The sequence below is a fragment of the Flaviaestuariibacter amylovorans genome (assembly GCF_039541815.1).
Classification (GTDB): domain Bacteria; phylum Bacteroidota; class Bacteroidia; order Chitinophagales; family Chitinophagaceae; genus Flavisolibacter; species Flavisolibacter amylovorans.
Map to the genome: position 1 here is coordinate 208,811 of NZ_BAABGY010000009.1, position 20,646 is coordinate 229,456.

Genomic DNA, 20,646 nt, shown 5'->3' on the forward strand with positions numbered 1-20,646 from the left:
GCACAATACATTGTTGTGTATTATAGTTATCTTACCTGAGCTTTGAAACCGAAGAACCTGATACTGTCCGCACTCTGCACCCTGCTCACCTTTTCGCTCTTTGCGCAAAGCCGGGAACCCCTCAGCTTTACCGAGAATAAAGGCCAGTGGGACGCCCGTGTGCGTTACCGCGCCGAAGTTCCGGGCGGTGCCCTCTTTCTCCACCAGGATGGCTTTACCGTGCTGCAACATAACGACCAGGACCTTCTTCAGCTGAAGGAGGAGATCCACAACCGCACCGGGAACGCCAAACTCAGGCTGCGCTCGCATGCCTACCGCGTTACCTTCGAAGGTGCCTTTGCGAAGGCCAGCATCGAGGGCGACAAGGTGCAGGCAGCCTACTCCAACTATTTCATCGGCAACGATCCCTCGAAGTGGGCCGGCAACTGCCGCGAGTTCCTCGCCGTCAACATCCGCAACCTGTACCCGGGTATCGACATCCGCTATTACTCGGAGAACGGCACCCTCAAGTACGACCTCCTCGTGCATCCCGGCGCCCGCGTCTCCGACATCGCCCTCCGCTACACCGGCGTCGACGGTATCTCGGTGAACAAGGAGCAGCAGCTCGAGATCCGCACCTCGGTGGGTACCGTGAAAGAGCTCGCGCCCTATTCCTTCCAGTACAACGAAAAGGGCCGCCAGACGGTGAACGTCAGCTACCAGGTGAAGGACAACGTGCTGCGTTTCCGCGCAAAGGACTACGACCCCAATACCCTGCTCGTGATCGACCCGACGATGATCTTTTCTTCCTTTACCGGCAGCAAGGCAGAGAACTGGGGCTTCACGGCTACCTACGGACCCGACGGCGCCTTCTTCGGCGGCGGTATTGTACGCAGCGATGGTTTCCCCTTCTCCACCGGTGCCTTCGAAGACAATCACCAGGGCGGTGAATGGGACATCGGTATCATGAAGCTGAACTCGTCGGGTACCAACCGCGAGTACGCGACCTATATCGGCGGCTCCTCTATCGAGCAGGCGCACAGCCTTTTCTGCGACCCGGCCGGCAACCTCGTGATCGCCGGGCGAACCAACTCCGCAAACTATCCTACCCGGGGCACCCAGGCGCTTCCGGACGGCGCCACCAACACCGGCTACGACATCGTGGTGACGAAGCTCAACGCCAGCGGTTCGAACCTGATCGGCTCCATGCGGATCGGCGGCAGCGGCGAAGACGGGGTCAACATCTCCTCGGGCCGCGCGCGCAACTCCCTGCAGCATAACTACGGCGACGACGGCCGCAGCGAGGTGATCCTCGATGCCGCCGGCAATATCTACGTGGCCAGCAATACGCGCTCCACCGACTTCTTCGTCCGCAACGCCTTTCAATCCGTTTCCGGCGGCCTGCAGGATGCCGTGCTGCTGAAGCTTTCCCCCGACGTATCGACCGTGCTGTTCTCCAGCTACCTGGGCGGCGATGGCAACGACGCGGCCTACGTGCTCGCCCTCGACCCGGTGAGCGGCCGGCTGTACGCCGCCGGTGGAACCGAGAGTTCCAACTTCCCCACGATCGGGGCGGGCATACCCGGGCTCACGCGCGGCGGCATCGACGGGTTCGTGGTGGCGCTCCCTTCCAGCGGCGGCGCGCCTGTATACTCCAAGTACGTGGGCACCCCGCAATACGACCAGATCTTCGGCATCCAGTTCGACCGCGGCGGCTTTCCCTACATCATGGGACAAACCCTGGGCACGTGGCCGAATGTCAACGCAACCTATTACGTCAACGGCCGCCAGTTCATCGCCAAGCTGCAGCCCGACCTGAGCAGCTTCGTCTATTCCACTGCCTTCGGTACCACGAGCGCTACCCAGCCCAATATCTCCCCGGTGGCCTTCCTGGTGGACCGCTGCGAGAACGTATACGTATCGGGCTGGGGCGGCACCATGTCGCTGGGCGCCTCCAACACCTTCCCTTCGGCCGGCACCGGCGGCCTGCCCACCACGCCCGACGCGCTCGTGATGAACCCGCCGTACAGCTCGCCCTCGCAGACCGACGGCAAGGACTTCTACTTCTTCGTGCTGAAGCGCAACGCCACGCAGCAACTCTATGGCGCCTTCTTCGGGGAGAACGCACCGGGCCCCGGCACCATCCCCGACCACGTGGACGGCGGCACGAGCCGCTTCGACGCCAACGGCGTTATCTACCAGGCCATGTGCGCCAACTGTAACAGCAACCCCAAACCTTATTTCCCGACCACGGCCGGCGCGTGGAGCCGGATCAACCCCGCCCAGTGCAACCTGGCCATGGTCAAGATCGCCATGAACCTCGCGGGCCTTTCCTCGGGCGTGCAGTCGGCCATCGACGGCGTGGTGCGCGACTCCGCAGGCTGCGTGCCGCTCACGGTGCAGTTCCGCGACACGGTGGCCAACGCCCAGACCTACGAGTGGGACTTCAACGGCGACGGCATTACCGACCAGACCACCACCTCCGCCAACGCGCAGTTCACCTTCAACAGCCTCGGCACGTTCCGGGTGCGGCTTATCGGCGTCGACTCCAACAGCTGTAATATCCGCGATACCTCCTACGTCAGCATCCGCGTGGGCAGCCTGGAGGCCCGTCCTTCCTTCTCCTTTGAGAAGCTCAATCCCTGCGACTCGCTCCGCTTCCGGTTCACCAACACCTCGGTGGCCCCGCCCAGCCGGCCCTTCGCCAATAATTCCTTCGTGTGGGACTTCGGCGATGGCACGCCTCCCGTGACCGCGGGCGCCGGCTCGGTGACCCACGATTTCCCGGCACCGGGCTCCTATAACGTCAAGCTGACGATCGTTGATACCAACTATTGCAATGCCCCCGAGACGCTCGACTCCGTGCTCAACGTGGCCGTGCTGGTGGATGCTTCCTTCGTGACCCCACGTACGGGCTGCGCACCCTACCCGGCCTACTTCGAGAACACCTCGGCCGGCGGCCAGACCTTCAGCTGGGACTTCGGCGACGGCGTGGGCACCTCCACGGAGAAGAGCCCGACCTACACCTACCTGAATCCCGGCAAGTACACCGTGCGCCTGCGCGTGGTGGATTCGGGCACCTGTAATATCGTGGACAGTACCTCCTTCGAGATCGAGGTGTTCAACAAGCCCCGCGCGGCCATCGGCAACGTAACCCCGCAGCCGCCCGAGGTGAATACCCCCATCACCTTCCAGAACAACTCGCAGGATGCGGTGCGCTACAAGTGGTTCTTCGGCGACGGCGACTCGCTGATCACGACCAACCAGCTGCCGGTGACCCACGACTACAACGAGACGCGCAGCTACGAGGTCATCCTGGTGGCATACAATACCAACGGGTGTCCGGACACCGCGCGGCGAACAGTGCAGACCCTCGTGGAGGCCGCCGTGGACGTGCCCAACGCCTTTACCCCGCAGAGCGGCGACATCAACAGCGTAGTGATGGCGCGCGGCTATGGCATCGGCCGCATGCGCTTCACTATCTGGAACCGCTGGGGACAGAAAGTATTCGAGACCGAGAACCGCAAGACCGGGTGGGACGGCACCTACAAAGGAAAGCTGCAACCGATGGACGTATACGCCTATACGCTGGAGGTAGAGTTCATCGACGGCAAGAAGGCGACCAAGAAAGGCGATATTACCTTAATCCGATAAAAAGCGAGGGTGACCATGAAGCGAACTATAACCTATTGGAGCGTACTGGCAATGCTGCTGGGCGCAAACACCGCAAGCGCGCAGGACCTGCATTTCTCGCAGTTCTTCAACTCGCCCCTGACCACCAACCCGGCCAATACGGGCTTTATCCCCGACGGCGACTACCGCCTGGGCGTCAACTACCGGAACCAATGGTCCTCGGTGATGGCGGTGCCTTACAAGACGATGAGCGCCTTCGGCGACGTGCAGTTGATGAAGGACCGCTTCGAGACCGGCTGGATCGGGGTTGGCGGCGCCATCCTCAAAGACGTGGCCGGCTCGGGCAACCTGAGCTCAACGAAGGTCTACGGGTCGGTAGCATATCACCAGATGCTGGGCTACTCGAGCCTGCTGAGCCTCGGCTTCAACGGTGGCTATGCCAACAAGCAGATCAACACGTCCAACCTGAAATTCCCTGACCAGTTCGACGGCCACTTCTTCGACAGCAAGCTGCCTACCTCCGTGATGCTCTCGCGCAACAACATCTCGTACTTCGACCTCAACGTAGGGATGAATTTCGCGTACTTTCCGACCGGCAATATCTACCTCAATGGCGGCTTCGCGGTGCAGCACATCAACCGCCCGAAGGAAACGTTCTTCCAGAACGATGAGGAAAACCGCGTGCCCATGCGCTCCACCGCGTTCCTCAACGGCTCCTTCAAGGTCAACGATCAGTGGATCGTGAACCCGAACGTCTATGTGACCATGCAGGAAGGCGCCTTCGAGGCCGTGGGTGGGTTCAATGCCCATTACAACCTCTCCGGCGACGGCGAGCAGCTCCTCATCGCCGGCCTGTATTACCGCCACAACGAAGCCATCATCCCCATGGTTGGCCTCGGCTACAATGATTATATCCTGAGCTTCACCTACGACGCCACGATGTCGCCGCTGAAAGCCTATAACGGTGGCCGCGGGGCCTTCGAGTTCTCGCTCATCAAGCAGGGCGTCTTCGACCAGTTCAAAGGGAACCGCCGGCAAACGATCTGCCCCTCGTTCAAGAACTAGGGTTTATTAGTTTATTGGTCTATTAGTTTATTGGTAAGGGTCGCCTTGGGGCGGCCTTTCTTGTTATCCGAACCATCCGAACCATCAGAACACTCAGAACCTTAAGAACCTTTAGAACCCTCAGAACCTTAAGGACCCATAAAAACCATCCAAAACCCTTGAATCCCCAGTTTAACACATTGCCCCGTCCGCCTTTCCGATTTTGCCCGAACTTTAGGGCCTTACCAGAGTCCCATCGTTTATGCTTTCTGTTGAACAAACCCCGCCCGTACTGCAGCAGCTCGAAAGCTTCCGCGGCATCGTCGGCGACGCCCATGTGTACGTAGATCCCGAAGTGCTGTCGGCCTATGCCTCCGACGAGACCGAGGACCTGCATTACCTCCCCGACGTGGTGTTGAAGCCACGCACCCCCGACGAGATCTCCCGCATCCTCCGCATCTGCAACGAGCACCGGATCCCGGTGACGCCCCGCGGCGCCGGCACCGGCCTTTCGGGTGGCGCCCTGCCGCACCTCGGCGGCGTGCTGCTCTCGCTCGAGCGCATGAACAGCATCCTTCACATCGACGAGCGCAACCTGCAGGTGACCACCGAGCCAGGCGTCATCACCGAGGTGCTGCAAAACGCCGTGCGGGAGAAGGGACTCTTCTACCCGCCCGACCCGAGCTCGCGCGGCTCCTGCATGATCGGCGGCAACATCGCCGAGAACTCCGGCGGACCGAAGGCCGTCAAATATGGTGTGGTGAAGGACTACGTACTCAACCTCGAAGTGGTGCTCGCCTCCGGCGAGATCATCTGGACCGGCGCCAACGTGCTCAAGAATGCTACCGGCTACAACCTCACGCAGCTGGTGGTGGGCTCCGAAGGCACCCTGGGCATCGTGACCAAGGTGGTGCTGAAGCTACTCCCGCACCCGCAGCTCGACCTGCTGATGCTCGTGCCCTTCCGCTCGGCCGAAAAGGCCTGTGAAGCCGTAAGCGCCATCTTCCGCGCAGGCTATACGCCCTCCGCCCTCGAGTTCATGGAGCGCGACGCACTCGAGTGGGTGATGCGCTTCGTCGACAACAGCATCGTACCCATTGAAGACGACGTGGTGGCACACCTGCTCATCGAGGTGGACGGCAACGATATGGACGTACTCCTGAAAGACATGGAAGGCATCGCCGCCATCGTGCAGGACTACGACTGCAGCGATATCCTCTTCGCCGACGACGCCCAGCAAAAGGAGCAGCTCTGGAAGCTCCGGAGAAGGGTAGGAGAGGCGGTGAAGTCGAACTCCGTATACAAGGAAGAAGACACGGTGGTGCCCCGCGCCGAGCTGCCGCGCCTGCTGAAGGGCGTGAAGGACATCGGCAATAAATACGGCTTCCATTCCGTTTGCTACGGGCATGCCGGCGACGGCAACCTGCACGTCAACATCATCAAGGGCGACCTCTCCGACGAAGCCTGGAACGGCTCACTGAAGGAAGGGATCCGCGAGATCTTTATTCTCGTGAAGGAACTGGGCGGCACCATCTCCGGCGAGCACGGCATCGGGCTCGTGCAGAAGGAATACCTGCCCCTCGTGTTCGACGACGTGCAGCTGCGCCTCATGCGCCAGATCAAGCAAATCTTTGACCCGAAAGGCATCCTCAATGCCGGAAAAATCTTCGACTCCGAAACACTATGAAACAAGTACTCGCATCCCTCGCGCTCCTGTGCGCGCTGACGCCTGCCTTTGCCCAGCAGGCGGCCGAAGCCCCGAAGACCGGCGGCTTCCAGAAGGACCGGCTCTTCACCGGTGGCTCGCTTTCGCTCGGCTTTGGCACGGGCTATTTCCTCGGCGGCGTCAACCCGATGCTCGGCTACCGCATCACCAACTGGCTCGAAGGGGGCATTGCTGTCAACTACACGTTCACGCAGATCAAGAGCATCGACTTCAACACCGGGCAGCGCACCGGCGAGAAGGCCCGCCAGACCATCTTCGGCGCCGGCGCCTTTACCCGTATTTACCCGGTACGCTTCCTGTTTGCACACGCCCAGTTTGAGCGCAACTTCATCAACTTTACCTATGACCCCGGCAGCGGCGGCGAGCTCTATAGAGAGAAGCGCCAGGCCAACTCCTTTCTCGTAGGCGCCGGCTACACCTCGGGCCGCGACCCCGAAGGCGGTAGCCCCTACGGCTTCCTGTCGGTGCTTTGGGACGTGCTTAAGGAAGAGAACTCTCCCTATGTCGATGCCTACGGCCGCATGACCCCGCAGGTGCGCGCCGGCCTCATCATCCCGCTCTTCCAGGGACCCCGGAACCCGGCCTTCGATAGGGGCGGGCCGCTCAAGCGTTGATGTGGCCCCCTGTCCCCCCAAGGGGGCACTTAGGACGATGCTGCTTTTTGCACTTTGACCTTTTCTGAAAGCACTGTTTTGCAAAAGCCCCGACGAAGTCGGGGCTTTTTAATATCAAAATGTTTGATGCTTCATATTCAACGCTCATTACTCAAAGGGAAAGACCTGTTGGAATATTGATTATGTAGCGCTGAAGGTGTAGCATTTTTCTTCAGGAACTATATTGGCTACTGAAGGAACAGCCCCGGCCTAAGTTCCCCTATCGGGGGGCAGGGGGCAGGATCATAAATGCTGTTCCATCTCTTCCGGCGACGCGAGCACAATCACCTGCTCTTCGATGTTCGTATACAGGAAGCCTTCTTCCTGCATGGTGCGCAGGTGGGCAAGGAGGTGGTCGTAAAAGCCGGCGCTGTTGAGGAGAAACACCTTTTTGTTGTGTAGCGAGAGCTGGTTCCAGGTGAGGATCTCGAAAAGCTCGTCGAGGGTGCCGAAGCCGCCGGGCAGGATGAGGGCCGCATCGCAGCGCTCGTACAGCGTGCGCTTGCGCACGTGCATATCCTCCACCACCACGAGTTCGGTAATGTCGTTGTGCTGATGCTCCCACTGCCGCAGGTGCTGCGGGATGATGCCGTGGACCTTGCCGCCGGCGCTCATCACGCTGTCGGCCGCGGCGCCCATGAGGCCGTTGCGGCCGCCGCCGTAGATGAGGGCCACGCCCCGTTCGGCAAGCATCCGGCCAAGTGCCTGCGCGTGTTGTACAAAGAGCGGATTGTTGCCATTCTTGGATCCGCAAAAGATCGCCAGGGAGCGGAGAGACATAAGTGGAAAAGCGGTTTAGATGGAGCCAAAGGACGGCAAATTTTGCTAACTTACCCGAATACTATTCGTAATCTTGCCCGCGTATACAAAAAAATAACGCATGTCGCCAGAACTGCTGTTTGCGATCGTCATCGCCTATTTCCTGATCCTTCTCTTCGTGGCCTGGATCACCGGCCGGAAGTCCAATAACGAGTCTTTCTTCATCGGCAACCGCAACTCCAACTGGATGCTCGTGGCCTTCGGCATGATCGGCACCTCGCTCTCGGGCGTCACCTTCGTGAGCGTGCCCGGCGCGGTGGGCAAGGAAGGATTCGCTTATTTCCAGATCGCGATCGGCTATATGATCGGCTACCTCACCATCGCCTACGTGCTGCTGCCGCTCTACTACCGCCTCAACGTAACGTCGATCTACAACTACCTGCAGCAACGCCTCGGCTTCGTGTCGTACAAGACCGGCGCCTCCTTCTTCATCCTCTCGCGCACGCTGGGCGCCACGGCCCGCCTTTACCTCGTGGTCAACATCCTGCAGGAGGCGATCCTGAGCTCGCTGGGCGTGCCCTTCTGGGCCACCACGGCCGTCATCCTGCTCATGATCCTGCTCTATACCTTCGAGGGCGGCGTCAAAACCATCGTGTGGACCGACACCCTGCAAACCACCTGTATGCTCGCAGGCCTCGTGATCTGCACCGTCTATATCCTCAACCAGCTCAACCTCGGTTTCGGCGAGAGCATCTCCGCGATGGGTGAGCGTGGCTTTACGCAGGTGTTCTTCACCGATCCCGGCTCCAAGCTCTTCTTCCTGAAGCAAATCCTCGCCGGCGCCTTCATCACCATCACCATGACCGGCATGGATCAGGAGATGATGCAGAAGAACATTTCGGTAAAAACGCTGGGCGATTCGCAGAAGAATATGATCACCTTCTCGATCGTACTCACCGGCGTGCTGCTGCTGTTCCTGTTCCTCGGTGGCCTGCTGCACCTGTATGCGGCCGCACAGGGCGTGGGCGCTACCGGCGACAAGCTGTTCCCCACGGTGGCGCTGCAGCACATGCCGCCGGCCATCGCCATCATCTTCATCATCGCCCTCATCTCGGCCCTCTTCCCGAGCGCCGACGGCGCCATCACGGCCCTGACCTCGTCCTTCTGCATCGACATCCTGGGCATCAAGCGCCGCAAGGACCTCGACGACAGGCAGCAGAAGCGCCTGCGCCAGTCGGTACACCTCTCGTTCGCCGGCATCTTCCTGCTCTTTGTGATGGTCTTCTATTGGATCAACTCGGGCTCCATGATCGGCGTGATCCTGAAAGTGGCTGCCTATACCTATGGGCCGCTGCTCGGCCTTTTCGCCTTCGGGCTGCTGACGCGCCGCGCCGTCGACGACCGCAAGGTGCCCTATATCTGCATCGCTGCTCCCCTCATCTGCTTCCTGCTCGACAAGTACCAGAAGCAGATCCTGCCGGGCTTCGAGATCGGTCCGGAGCTGCTCATCCTGAACGGGGTGCTGGTGTTCGTCGGATTGTTGCTGCTGTCGCGGCCGGCGAGCGTAGCCCACGAAACGACTGCGCTCTGATGACGGGGGAGATCGACTACGACAAGGCCCACGCGTACGCGGAGCGCTTCAGCACCCCTGATGACGAGCTCCTGCAGGAGGTGATCGCTTACACCGCGGCGCACCATCCGAAAGCCCACATGCTCAGCGGGCACCTGCAAGGTCGGTTCCTGCGGATGCTGAGCCACATGATCCGGCCCCGGCGCGTACTCGAGCTCGGTACCTTTACCGGCTACTCGGCACTTTGCCTGGCGGAAGGTCTGACCCATGATGGCGAGCTCCATACGGTAGAGTTGCGGCCCGACGATGCGGCCGTAGCGCAGGGCTTCTTCAAAAAAAAGAATGTTAAAGGCATAATTTCTCATATCGGCGAAGCGTTCGAAATCATCGGTGAACTCCGGGAATCGTGGGATCTGGTGTTCATCGATGCCGATAAGGTGAACTACACGGCGTATTTTAAGGCGCTTTTGCCACAGGTGCGGCCAGGAGGTTTTATCTTAGCGGACAATACGCTCTTTCACGGCCAGGTGCTGACCGACGACATCCGCGGCAAGAACGCCAAAGCCATCCAGGAATTCAATGACTTTGTGCGGGATTGTCCCGAAGTGGAGCAGGTGCTGCTCCCGGTGCGCGACGGCCTCACCCTGATCCGGAAAGTAGCTCCCTAACCTATTGTACATCCATTCCCGCACCGGCGGGAGAAAACACTGCCACGTCCGATGAAAAAGCTGTCGATTATCCTGAGTCTTACCCTGGCATATACCTGCTCCTACGCGCAGCCCCTTTCTGCAACCCGGGAATACATCAACCGCTTCCGCGACATCGCCATTGCCGAAGAGCAGCGCACCGGGGTTCCGGCCGCCATCACCCTCGCCCAGGGCATCCTCGAGGCCGAGGCCGGCAAAAGCGACCTCGTGCGCCGCTCCAACAACCACTTCGGCATCAAGTGCAAGACCGAATGGACCGGCGAGCGCGTCTACCATGACGACGACGCCCGCGGCGAATGCTTCCGCAAATACGACAACCCCGAGCAATCCTACCGCGACCATTCCGACTTCCTGCGCACCCGCGCGCACTACTCCTTTCTCTTCAAGCTCGACCCCACCGACTATGAAGGCTGGGCGTACGGACTAAAGCGGGCCGGTTACGCCACCAACCCGAAATACCCCCAACTGCTGATCCGGCTCATCCGCGAATACGACCTGCAGGAGTATACCCTGATGGCCCTCGGCCGCAAACCGATCCCGGAGTCGGGCAACGTGGTGCGGCTCGAGTCGGGGTCCCAGAACAATGCCGTGCACACCGTGGCGTCCGCCAGCACTGCCGCTACGCCTGCCGCGCCGGCCTATCCCCAGGGCGTGTTCCAGATCAACGGCACCAGGGTGGTCTATATCAGCAAAGGCACCTCGTACCGCAGCATCGCCCAGCAGCACAACCTGTCGCTGGAGCATCTTTACGACTTCAACGATATGGAGCCCGCCGAGGCGGCCGACGCCGACCACCTGCTGTTTCTCGGCCGCAAGCGCCGCACCGGGGCTACCGACCTGCACCGCACGGTGGAAGGGGAGCGCCTCTTCGACGTGGCGCAGCGCGAAGGCGTTCGCTTCGAGGACCTGCTGACCTACAACGGCCTTGACGACGACCGCACCTTCATCGCCGGCGAGCTCATTGCCCTCAGCCCGAGTGCCTCGAAGCCCAGCTTCTCGCCCCCTCCCGGCAGCGCACCGGCGCCGGTAGCCCAGCCCGCCGTGACGGCGTACCTGGTGCACCGCGTGCAGCCCAAGGAAACGCTTTACTCGATCGCAAAAAAGTACGGCGTGCGTACGGAAGATATCCTCCAATGGAATAACTTGCCCACCTCCGGGCTCAAGATCGGCCAGGAGCTCCGCATCAATAAGAAATAATGACCCAGGTAACGCTGCACGACAAGACCTTCGATCCCTATCTCAACGAAGCCACCATCCAGGCCCGCATCGGCGAGCTCGCCGCGGAGATCAACCGGGAGTATGCCGGCAAGCAGCCCCTGTTCATCGCCATCCTCAACGGGGCCTTCATGTTCGCCTCGGATCTCTTCAAGCAGCTGACCATCGACGCGGAGATCTCCTTCATCAAGCTCGCGTCCTACAAGGGAACCAACTCCACCGGAACGGTGATCACCGCTATTGGCCTCGACCAGGACCTCATCGGCCGCGATGTGATCGTGGTGGAAGACATCGTGGATACCGGCAAGACGCTCGCCGAGTTCCTGCCCAAGCTGCAGCACCACCAGCCCACGTCGGTGCGCATCGCCACCCTGCTGCACAAGCCCGAGGCCACGAAGCACCCGCTCACGCTCGACTACGTCGGCTTCTCGATTCCCAACAAGTTCGTGGTGGGCTACGGCCTCGACTACGACGGCCTCGGCCGCAACCTGAAGGAAATCTACCAGCTCGCGGAAAACGCCTGAGCTTCTCGTTTTTTCTCCGTATCTTTTGATCCGATATCCATTGAAAAGAGCGCTGTCCATAGCGATCCTGTTGCTGCTGTATGTGAACGCCCGGGCCCAGAACTACTACTTCAAGGGCGAAGTGCGCGACGAGCAAGGCAATATCCTGCAGAACGCCGCTGTGCTGCAGGCTTCCACCGGCTATTTATTCCATACGGGCGTTGAAGGCACCTTCATGCTGCGGACACACGTGCCCAAAGACTCGTTGCTGATCTCGCTCGACGGCTTCGAGAAGCGCACCTTCCTCGCCGACGATAAATCCTACCTCAAGGCCACGCTCCGTAAGGCGGTGTACAAGCCACTCTACCGGCTCTCTTCCCAGACGAAGGACCTGCCTTTCGGGCAGCAGCAGCAATGGTTCAACGGCGACGAGACCTATGCCACCACGGTGGAGAACGGTTTCGTAGCCGCCGAGAAGTTCCCGGCCACCGGCATCACCCTCAATGTGGACCGCGCCTCTTACAGCAACGTGCGCCGCTTCCTCAACTCGAAGACGCCCGTGCCGCCCGACGCCGTGCGGATCGAAGAGCTGCTCAACTACTTCAACTTCGACTACCAGGAGCCGCCGCCCGGCAAGACCTTCGCCATTACGCCCACGCTCGCGGCCTGCCCCTGGAACGAGGGCAGCCAGCTGCTGTTTGCGCATATCCGCAGCCGCAAGCTCCCGCTCGATCACCTCCCGCCCACGCACCTCGTGTTCCTCATCGACGTATCGGCCTCGATGGATGCGCCCAACCGCTTGCCCCTGCTGAAGGCGGGCTTCAAGGGCCTCGTGCAGAACCTCCGTGCGCAGGATACGGTGTCGGTCGTGGTGTACGGCGGCTCGGTGGAGCTCTACCTGCAGCCCACCGGCGGCGACCGCAAGGCCGAGATCGTCCGCGCCATCGACGGTATTACGTGCGGGGGCTCCACGCCCGGCGCCTCGGGCATCCGCCTCGCCTACGAGGTGGCGCGCAGGCACTTCCTGCCCAAGGGCAACAACCGCGTGATCCTGGCCACCGACGGCGACTTCAACGTAGGACTACGGTCCGAGTCGGAGCTCGAAGACATGATCGCGGAGGAGAGCAAATCGGGCGTATACCTCACCTGCCTCGGGGTGGGCATGGGCAACTACAAGGATTCCAAGATCCAGGTGCTGGCGCGCAAGGGCAACGGCAACTTCGCCTATATCGACAATTTCAGCGAAGCGCACAAGGTGCTGGTGAAGGAGTTCAGCGGCACCCTGTACGCCGTGGCCGACGAGGCCGTGTTGCAGGTGGCCTTCGACCCTGCGTATGTAAAAAATTACCGCTTGGTCGGGTTCGACAACGTGATGGGCGCGATGAAGGACCGCGCCGCCCAGCTCGAAGGCGGCGAGGTGGGCTCCGGCTTTTCGCTGCTGGTCGCTTTCGAGATCGAGCCGGTGGCCAGTGCTGCCACAGCCGCTGCGCCGGCGCGCTTTACCCTGAGCTATAAAGAGCCGGGAAAGAGCGAGCCCTGCGAAGAGGCCGCCGCGCCGGTACTGCACCCCAGGTCCTTTGCGCAGCTCGACAAGCCTTATCAATTCGCTTCCGCCGTGGTGCTCTTTGGGGCCTTACTGAAAAACTCGAAGCATATCAAGGAGAAGGGCTGGAACGACCTCCTGCCCCTCGCCACTGCCGCCGTTAACCCTGCCGAAGCGGAGCAAAAGGAGTTCGTGCAGCTCGTGGAAAAAGCAAAGGCCTTCTATGGCACCCGCAAAAAGAAGAAAGGGATCTTCTAATATGCTAATGGGTTAATGTGCTGATTGTTGAGGACGTCCCGTCATCGGAGACACATCGAATAAAGAAGGCCGGTCAATGACCGGCCTTTGAATCTTATGACGGGCTGCTGCACGCTACAAATCTGAAATCACAAATCAAACATCTCAAATCAAAGATCCGAGATCACCGATCTGAGATCTCAGATCAGCTAAACATCTCCCGCATCTTGTCGAAGAAGGATTTCTGATCTTTTTGCGGGGCGGGCTTGAAATTGGACGAGCCCTGCATCTTTTCGAGCATCGCCTTTTCGTCGGAGCTCAGGTGCTGCGGCGTCCAGATGTTGACCTGCACGAGCTGATCGCCCTTCTCGTAGGAGTTGACGGCGGGGAAGCCCTTTCCCTTGAGGCGGAACACCTTGCCGCTCTGCGTGCCCGGGGGGATCTTGATCTTGGCGCGTCCGTCGATCGTGGGTACTTCCACGGTGGTGCCGAACACGGCCTCGGGGAAGGAGAGGTGCAGCTCGTAGGCTACGTTGAGGCCTTCGCGCACGAGCTCCTTGTGGGGCTCTTCCTCGATGAGGATGACGAGGTCGCCGGCCATGCCGCCGCGCTCGCCCGCGTTGCCGCGGCCGCTGATGTTGAGCTGCATGCCTTCCTGTACGCCGGCGGGAATGTCGATCGTAACGGTTTCCTCACCGTACACGCGGCCGTCGCCCTTGCAGGCGCCGCACTTGGCGGTGATGGTGCTGCCTTCGCCGTTGCAGGTGGGGCAGGTGGTTACGGTCTGCATCTGGCCGAGGAAGGTGCTGGTGACCTTGCGTACCTGGCCGGAGCCGCCGCAGGTGCCGCAGTTCTGCACGGAGCCTTTGTCTTTGGCGCCGGAGCCGCTGCAGGTGGCGCAGGGCACGTATTTCTTGACCTTGATGTTCTTGGTGACGCCTTTGGCGATCTCCTCGTAGGTGAGCTTCAGCTTGATGCGCAGGTTGGAGCCACGCGTGCCGCGGGCCCGGCGCTGACCGCCTCCGCCACCGCGCTGACCGCCGAAGAAGGAGCCGAACATATCCTCGCCGAAGATGTCCCCGAACTGGCTGAAGATGTCTTCCATGTTCGAAGCGCCGCCCCCGAAGCCGCCGCGTCCGGCGCCGGAAACGCCGGCATGCCCGAAGCGGTCGTATTGCGCCCGCTTGTCCTGGTCGCTCAGCACCTCGTAGGCCTCGGCCGCTTCCTTGAACTTCTCCTCGGCGGCTTTGTCGCCGGGATTGCGGTCGGGGTGGAACTGCATCGCCACCTTGCGGTAGGCCTTCTTGATATCGTCGGCACTCGCGCCCTTGGCTACGCCCAATATTTCGTAATAATCTCTCTTGCTTGACATGGATGTGATTCGCTTGTTTTTCGGTCGGCGCGGTCAGGTACACTGACCATTCGCCATTGACCATTCACCTATTTGCCGACTACCACTTTGGCGAAGCGGATGATCTTTTCGTTGAGGTAATAGCCCTTCGTTACTTCGTCCACGACCTTGCCTGCCTGCTCTTCGCCGGCGGGGATCTCGGTGATGGCCTCGTGCAGGTCGGCGTTGAACTCGGTGCCTTTGGCTTCCATCGGCTTCAGGCCGCGTGCCTGCAGGGTGCTGCGCAGCTTCTGGAACACGAGGCGGATGCCTTCGCGAATCTGGCCGAGGTCCTCGGTCTTGTCCATCTGCCCTTCGGCGCGCGCGGCGTCGTCGAGCACCTCGAGGAGCGAAACGATGACGTCCTTGCCGGCGGTCTGGATCAGTTCCACGCGCTCCTTGGCGGTGCGGCGCTTGAAGTTGTCGAACTCGGCGGCGAGGCGGAGGTACTGGTCGTTCTTCTCTTCGAGCTTCGTTTTGAGGGCTTCGAGCTCGCTTTCCTCGGTCACCGGCTCGTTGAGGTGCTGGTCGCCCGGGGTGTTCTCGTCGGTATTGATATTGACAGGCTCCTGGAGGTCCTGCGGGTCATTTTGTCCGTTCATGTGTTCTTCGGTTTGCTTCATATCGCTACAAAATTGGCTGCAAAGGTAGGGGCGCAAGCATTGCGCCAACGGGGTTTTAAGGACATTTTGTCGGTCGTTGAACGTGAATCGTGAATCGTCAATCGTCAATCCGCGATGCGTGGCGGCCTAGAACGATCGGCTTGGAGTTCCTCCCTGGCAGGCTCCAGCATTCACGATTCACAATTGACGATTCATGATCCGTTACCTTTGCCGACTTATGCAGAAAGTTCATTTGCGCCGCAAGATCGCCCCGCGCGTAGCCAACGGGCACCCCTGGATCTTCGCCAACGAGGTGGAGAAGGTGGAAGGGGAGCCGACGCCGGGCGCCATTGTCGACGTGTTTTACTATGACGGCAAGTTCGCCGGCAAGGGCTATATCAACCCGCAGTCGCAGATCCTGGTGCGCCTCCTCACCCGCAACCCGAAGGACACGATCGACGCCGCCTGGTTCCGCCGCAAGATCGAAGCCTGCTGGGCCTACCGCCAGAAGATCGGCTACACCGAGAACTGCCGCCTCGTGTTCGGCGAGGCCGACGGGCTGCCGCAATGCATCATCGACAAGTTCAACGACTATTTCGTGATCCAGACCCTCGCCCTCGGCACCGACCTCTGGAAAGGGGCGATGGTAGAGGCGCTCGAGGCCGTGTTCAAGCCAAAGGGCATCTACGAGCGCAACGATGTACCGGTGCGCGAGCTCGAGGGCCTGCCGCAGCACAAGGGCTTCCTGTCGGCGCCCTTCGACACCAATATCATCATCAACGAGAACGGGCTCAAGTTCCACGTCGACATCGAGAACGGGCAGAAGACGGGTTACTTCCTCGACCAGCAGGACAACCGCCGCCATATCCAGCACATCGTAAAGGGCCAGGACGTGCTCGGCGCCTTTACCTACACGGGCACCTTCGAGATCCATGCGGCGCATTACGGCGCCAAATCGGTGCTGGGCCTCGACATATCGCAGGGCGCCGTGGACCAGGCCAACCGCAACGCGGCGCTCAACGGGCTCCAGGATATCGTGAAGTTCGAGCAGGCCAATGCCTTCGACGTGCTGAAAGCCTGGGGTAAGGAAGACCGCCGCTGGGACGTGGTGATGCTCGACCCGCCGGCCTTTACGAAGAGCCGCGCCAATATCCAGAAGGCAATCACCGGCTACAAGGAGATCAACCTGCGGGGCATGAAGCTCATCAAGCCGGGCGGCTTCCTCGTCACATCCTCCTGCACCAACCTCGTACAGCCGGACCTCTTCCTTGAGATCATCCAGATGGCTGCCAAGGACGCCCGCCGCTCCATCCGCCAGGTCACCTTCCAGAAGCAGAGCCAGGACCACCCGATCGTCTGGGGCATGGAAAACACCGAGTACCTCAAGTTCCTGATCGTGGAGGTAGGATAAGGATCTCAGATCTCGGATGTGATGATTTCAGATTTAGAGCACTCTCTCCGCCGGTTGGCGGAGGAACTTAGGCCGAGGCTGTTCTTACGGGTTGCAGCCATTCCTAAAGATGATATTTAAGTAGAAAGCCCCCGCAATGCGGGGGCTTTCGTATAAAGTGCTTTGTGAGAGGCTTCAATCGTGAAGTATGACCGACCTAAGTTCCCCCTACGGGGGAAAGGGGGCCGGGGACAGTGCCCGGCGTAGATCAGGTTACCAATAAACTAATAGACCAATAAACAAATGCCCCGCAAAGCGGGGCATTTAACTATTTCGATACCTGGAACTTTCCGGATTCGATCATTTTGCCTTTTCCGTCCCAGAGCTGGTAGATGTAGACGCCGCGGTTGTAGTCGGTGAGGGGCAGCGTCGTGCGCTGGCTCACGTTGGCGCCTTCGTACATTTTCCGGCCCAGGAAATTATAGATCTGGATGGTATAGCCCCGCTCGAAGGAGCGCCCGAAGTCGAACGTTACCTGCGTGGTGGCGGGGTTGGGGTAGAAACGCAACAGCGTACCCGGGTCACCCAGCCCCGTACGGGCCTGCGCTCCGGCAGTGCCGGCAACAGAAAGGGCGATCAATAAAGTAAGTAAAGGTCGCTTCAACGCTATTTCTCCTTTTTTAGTGTGATGAAATTAATCCTTCTCCTGAAAAAGAGCAAAATTATTGCCGGAAATTGATAAAGTTTTATCAAGACGCGGCCGTTGTTTCGCCGAGGGCGGCGCGGATGGCGGTAAAGTCGGGCTGTTCGCCGGCGTTCTCCAGCACCTCTACGTAGCGCAGGATCCCCTCCGGGTCGATCACGAAAGCGGCCCGCTTCGACACGCCCTTCATACCAAAGACGAAGTTTTCGTACAGGGCGCCGTATGTAGTGGACACTTCTTTGTTAAAGTCGCTCAGCAGCGGGAAGTTGAGTTCCTGCTCCGCCTTGTAGCGGGCCAGCGTAAAGGGGCTGTCGACCGAGATGCCGAGCGGGTAGGCGTTCATGCCTTCAAAATCCTTCAGGCTGTCGCGCACCGAGCAAAGCTCGGCCGTGCACACCGAGGTAAACGCGGCGGGGAAGAACAGGAGCAGCACATGGCGGCCGCGCAGCGAAGAGAGGGTCACTTCCTGCTTGTCGCTGTCGAAAAGAGTAAAGTCGGGTGCGGGTTGTCCGGGTTGGAGCATAGCTGGTTTTTTTAGTGGAACAGATAAAGGGTGATAAAGTTGGAAAGATAGACCAGGGAGGTTCAGGTGGGTTCAGAAAGGTTCAGGAAGGTTGCTTTCGCCCCAACCCCTCTAGCCCTTCTGAACCCTTCTAAACCTTTCTGAACCGTTCTAAACCTTTCTGAACCTTTCTGAACCATTTTCTACAGCGGGATCACCTCCGATCCTTTGTCTTTACCCAGGATGGGCGCCACGCTGGCACAGATGGCTTTCTCGAACACCTCGAGGAGCTTCTTCTTGACGAAGTGGCGGTAGGTGACGAGCGAGATCTCGCGGGCCGGCACCGGCGGGCGGAAAGCGCGGAGGCGCTCGCGGTGCTCCGGGGAAAGGCGGCGGGTGGCGAGCTCCGGCAGGATGGTGATGCCGCCGTTCATCTCGGTGATGTTGATGAGGCTTTCGATAGAGCCCGCCTCGTAATCGAGGTTTTGCGCGCGGGCTTGGCGCTGCTGCAGTTCGCAGAGGTTCAGCACCTGCGAGCGGAGGCAGTGCCCTTCCTCCAGTAGCCAGAGCTGGTTCACGTCGAGGTCTTCGGGGAGCAGGAACTTCTTGCGCAGGCTTTTGTCGTCGTTGGCCACGAACACCCGGAAGGGCTCGCGGAACAGCGGGGTTTCCTTCATGCCGGGGGCGGCGAGCGGCGTTGCCATGATGCCTACGTCGAGGGCATCGGTGGCCAGCAGGTGCAGCTGCTGCGCGGTGGTCTGCTCGGTGATGCGGAGGTGCACCTGAGGGTAGTCTTTGAGGAAGCCGGGGAGAAAGAGTGGCAGGAGGTAGGGCGCAAGCGTGGGGATGATGCCCACCCGGAGCTCGCCCTGCACGCCGGAGCGCATCTCACGGGCGAGCTGCGGGATCTGGGCCGCCTCGCGGAGCGTGGCGCGGGCCTGCGCGATCACCTGCACACCGGCCTCCGTGGGCACGATGGGTGCCCGCGACCGGTCGAAGAGGACGACGCCCAACTCCTCCTCGAGCTTCTTGATCATCATGGAGAGCGTGGCCTGGGCCACGAAGCAATGGGCGGCGGCTTTGCCGAAGTGGCGGTGCGTATCGAGGGCGGTGATGTATTCGAGCTGCTGCAGGTTCATTCGATCGACGGGGTCTATGGAGCCGCAAATGTAATCGAGGGAGAGGGTTCTTAGGGTTTTGGGGGTTGGGGGCTCGTTCTGAAGGAATGCTTTCGGTTCATAAGTAGGAAGCGTCAAAAAGCCCCGTCATCCATGATGCTGGGGCTTTACTATTGACTCGTCGATTTTCGTATCGTTCGGTTTTAAGTTCCGTTCCACCGAGTCACCCCTCCCTTCCGGACAACCAAGCGAACGCGAAGGCTGCGCGCGAAGCGCTGGCCTGGGTGGGGGCATTCACGATTGACGATTCACGTTTCACGATCAATACTTCGGACAGAAGATGACGCCCTTCATTTCCTCGCGGCGCTTGTTTTTGCCGATGAAGGAGATGCCGAGCTCGAAGCCGCCGCGGCCCAGCGAGGAAGTCTTGAGCTTCGAGATGTTGACGTCGTAACTGAACGACACCGAGAAGGGACGGTAATCGAGCTTGATCACCGGTACCACCGCGTCGTTCACCCGCACGAAGGCGCCGCCATGAATGAGGTAGCGCGGGTCTTCGAGGTCTTGTCCGAGCTTGAGGCCCCACAGGAAGCCCATGATCGCCTGCTGGTACTGGCCCTGCTTCGTGAAGTCGCCCTGGATGTTGAAGTAGCTCCACTCCGTGACCGAGAACTTGACGCCGCCCGACACCACGAGCTTCGGGTTCAGCTCCGCGCCCGCCGAATTGTAGAACGAGCGCCGCGGGCGGTTGATGTGGTGATAGCCGACGCCTACGAAGACGTTGTTGTCGGGGTTGCTGTTCAGCTGCGTGTTGAACGAGATGCCGGTCGACATATCGAGGTAGGTATGCCCGTTCGAGGGGAAGGTTTCGCCGTCGGAGCCGGTGGTATAGCTCGAGGCCGTCTGCATCTTGCTGCGGTCGAGGCGGGTCTGCACCGGGCCGCCCATGAAGCCGATGGAGAGGTAGCGCGGCACCTCCTTACTCAGCGACTTATGGTAGTTCACCGCCGGCAGCAGGTGCGTCGTCTTCCAGGCTACGGTTCCTGCCTGGTCATAGAGTACCTGCAGGCCCGCGGTCAGGAAGTCGTCGGCCTTGCCGATCGGCATCTTGTACTCGCCGGAGAGGGAGGTGGTGCGGTAGGCCGTAGTAATACTGTTCCACTGGTCGCGGTACACGCCCTGCACGCGGATGTCGCCGGTGAAGAGGCCGGCCATTGCGGGGTTGCGCAGCAGCGGGGTTTCGAAGAATTGGGAGAAGTGCAGGTCCTGGGCCCGGCCTTCGAGGGTGCCGGCGAGGCAGGCTGCGGTCAGGAGCGCACTCAGCGCAATACGGGTGTTCATCGTCGGTCGGGTGTTTAGGTTCATGGATCAG

At 60.4% G+C, this 20,646-nt stretch carries 17 protein-coding genes; 10 read left to right on the forward strand and 7 right to left on the reverse strand.

The annotated features are described in order from the left end of the window. The first annotated feature begins 42 nt into the window (after positions 1-42). The 4 genes from ABD937_RS16255 (at position 43) to ABD937_RS16270 (ending at position 6,996) form a co-directional block, all read left to right on the forward strand. The gene (locus ABD937_RS16255; protein ID WP_345256827.1) at positions 43-3,633 is read left to right on the forward strand and encodes a DUF7948 domain-containing protein; all 3,591 of its coding nucleotides are present in this window, start codon (positions 43-45) and stop codon (positions 3,631-3,633) included. Between the two features lie 15 nt (positions 3,634-3,648). After that, on the forward strand, positions 3,649-4,677 hold the full coding sequence (locus ABD937_RS16260) for a PorP/SprF family type IX secretion system membrane protein (RefSeq protein ID WP_345256828.1): 1,029 nt from the start codon (positions 3,649-3,651) through the stop codon (positions 4,675-4,677). Between the two features lie 241 nt (positions 4,678-4,918). Further along, positions 4,919-6,343 (forward strand): FAD-binding oxidoreductase, encoded by a 1,425-nt coding sequence (locus ABD937_RS16265; protein ID WP_345256829.1) that lies wholly within the window; start codon positions 4,919-4,921, stop codon positions 6,341-6,343. Further along, positions 6,340-6,996: a hypothetical protein gene (locus ABD937_RS16270; RefSeq protein WP_345256831.1), complete on the forward strand. Its 657-nt coding sequence runs from the start codon at positions 6,340-6,342 to the stop codon at positions 6,994-6,996. The genes ABD937_RS16265 and ABD937_RS16270 overlap by 4 nt, the downstream gene beginning before the upstream one ends. Positions 6,997-7,278: 282 nt before the next feature. Here the strand turns inward: ABD937_RS16270 and ABD937_RS16275 are convergent, their stop codons facing one another. Beyond that, a complete protein-coding gene (locus tag ABD937_RS16275) occupies positions 7,279-7,815 on the reverse strand; it encodes an LOG family protein (protein ID WP_345256832.1) in 537 nt (178 codons plus the stop codon). A 100-nt stretch (positions 7,816-7,915) separates the two neighbouring features. On the opposite strand from ABD937_RS16275, the gene ABD937_RS16280 reads away from it, so the two are divergent. Genes ABD937_RS16280 through ABD937_RS16300 form a run of 5 tightly spaced genes read left to right on the forward strand, consistent with a single transcriptional unit; the run spans position 7,916 to position 13,590 of the window. Next, positions 7,916-9,385, forward strand: coding sequence for a sodium:solute symporter (locus ABD937_RS16280; protein WP_345256834.1), 1,470 nt, complete (start codon positions 7,916-7,918; stop codon positions 9,383-9,385). Then, positions 9,385-10,032 carry an O-methyltransferase gene (locus ABD937_RS16285; protein ID WP_345256835.1) on the forward strand — a complete coding sequence of 216 codons (648 nt, stop codon included), beginning with the start codon at positions 9,385-9,387 and terminating at the stop codon, positions 10,030-10,032. Before ABD937_RS16280 ends, ABD937_RS16285 begins: the two co-directional genes overlap by 1 nt. 51 nt (positions 10,033-10,083) lie before the next feature. Then, positions 10,084-11,268, forward strand: a complete 1,185-nt coding sequence (locus ABD937_RS16290; RefSeq protein ID WP_345256836.1) for a glucosaminidase domain-containing protein — start codon at positions 10,084-10,086, stop codon at positions 11,266-11,268. Then, positions 11,268-11,810, forward strand: a complete 543-nt coding sequence (hpt, locus tag ABD937_RS16295; RefSeq protein ID WP_345256837.1) for a hypoxanthine phosphoribosyltransferase — start codon at positions 11,268-11,270, stop codon at positions 11,808-11,810. Before ABD937_RS16290 ends, hpt begins: the two co-directional genes overlap by 1 nt. Positions 11,811-11,850: 40 nt before the next feature. After that, the gene (locus ABD937_RS16300; RefSeq protein ID WP_345256839.1) at positions 11,851-13,590 is read left to right on the forward strand and encodes a vWA domain-containing protein; all 1,740 of its coding nucleotides are present in this window, start codon (positions 11,851-11,853) and stop codon (positions 13,588-13,590) included. A 184-nt stretch (positions 13,591-13,774) separates the two neighbouring features. Here ABD937_RS16300 and dnaJ read toward each other — a convergent pair whose 3' ends face one another. Beyond that, positions 13,775-14,941 (reverse strand): molecular chaperone DnaJ, encoded by a 1,167-nt coding sequence (dnaJ, locus tag ABD937_RS16305; protein WP_345256840.1) that lies wholly within the window; start codon positions 14,939-14,941, stop codon positions 13,775-13,777. A 68-nt stretch (positions 14,942-15,009) separates the two neighbouring features. Beyond that, the gene (locus ABD937_RS16310; RefSeq protein WP_345256841.1) at positions 15,010-15,561 is read right to left on the reverse strand and encodes a nucleotide exchange factor GrpE; all 552 of its coding nucleotides are present in this window, start codon (positions 15,559-15,561) and stop codon (positions 15,010-15,012) included. A gap of 238 nt (positions 15,562-15,799) precedes the next feature. Between ABD937_RS16310 and ABD937_RS16315 the strand changes: the two genes are divergently transcribed. Next, a complete protein-coding gene (locus tag ABD937_RS16315; RefSeq protein WP_345256842.1) occupies positions 15,800-16,972 on the forward strand; it encodes a class I SAM-dependent rRNA methyltransferase in 1,173 nt (390 codons plus the stop codon). Between the two features lie 307 nt (positions 16,973-17,279). On the opposite strand, the gene ABD937_RS16320 is transcribed toward ABD937_RS16315, so the two are convergent. The 4 genes from ABD937_RS16320 to ABD937_RS16335 form a co-directional block, all read right to left on the reverse strand. Then, positions 17,280-17,615, reverse strand: a complete 336-nt coding sequence (locus tag ABD937_RS16320; protein ID WP_345256843.1) for a T9SS type A sorting domain-containing protein — start codon at positions 17,613-17,615, stop codon at positions 17,280-17,282. Positions 17,616-17,700: 85 nt separating this feature from the next. Then, complete coding sequence (locus ABD937_RS16325) at positions 17,701-18,177, reverse strand: redoxin domain-containing protein (protein ID WP_345256845.1); 477 nt, start codon at positions 18,175-18,177, stop codon at positions 17,701-17,703. Between the two features lie 182 nt (positions 18,178-18,359). Beyond that, positions 18,360-19,295 carry a hydrogen peroxide-inducible genes activator gene (locus ABD937_RS16330; RefSeq protein WP_345256846.1) on the reverse strand — a complete coding sequence of 312 codons (936 nt, stop codon included), beginning with the start codon at positions 19,293-19,295 and terminating at the stop codon, positions 18,360-18,362. Between the two features lie 300 nt (positions 19,296-19,595). Continuing rightward, positions 19,596-20,639, reverse strand: coding sequence for a PorP/SprF family type IX secretion system membrane protein (locus ABD937_RS16335; protein WP_345256847.1), 1,044 nt, complete (start codon positions 20,637-20,639; stop codon positions 19,596-19,598). Positions 20,640-20,646 lie beyond the last annotated feature (7 nt).